This is a genomic window from Vibrio sp. SG41-7 (genome assembly GCF_014164465.1).
Lineage (GTDB): Bacteria > Pseudomonadota > Gammaproteobacteria > Enterobacterales > Vibrionaceae > Vibrio > Vibrio splendidus.
This window is the reverse complement of sequence record NZ_JACJFF010000357.1, coordinates 1-452: the sequence shown is the minus strand read 5'-3', so window position 1 is coordinate 452 and position 452 is coordinate 1. Positions and strand designations below refer to the sequence as shown.

General features: G+C 43.8%; 1 protein-coding gene. It reads left to right on the top strand.

Annotated elements, in window-relative coordinates; translation table 11 throughout:
• A partial coding sequence (locus H5300_RS27085; protein ID WP_182797397.1) for a UPF0236 family transposase-like protein occupies window positions 1-452 on the top strand: 452 nt, incomplete at both ends.

Genomic DNA, 452 nt, shown 5'->3' with positions numbered 1-452 from the left:
CTCTTTTAAAGCTTCAGGGCATGATCGGTTATTTGGAAAGCAAACAGGCTCAAGAGCTAGAGCACGGGGCGATAGAGAGCTATATTCATGATGAAGGGCATGAAGTTTTAAGAAAATTGTTACAAGGCTTTTTGGACGAGAAAGCGACTAATGAAGAACGCAAAACTGTTTATTCGGCTGATAAAGTTCAACTAACCCACCTAAAAACAACTCAGAGTAGAAATTTGGAGAGCGTATTTGGCCAAGTAACCGTTAAACGGAACAGTTATAGCCAGCGTCATCAGCCGAGTCAATTCCCCATGGACGCAGAACTTAACTTGCCGAACGATAAATACTCAGATGGTTTACGTGCTAGGGCAGTCGCTGAAGCGATAAGAGGCTCTTATGACGATGCCGTTACTAGTATAGATAGTACAACAGGGGGGCATATCCCTAAACGACAGACGATGCAG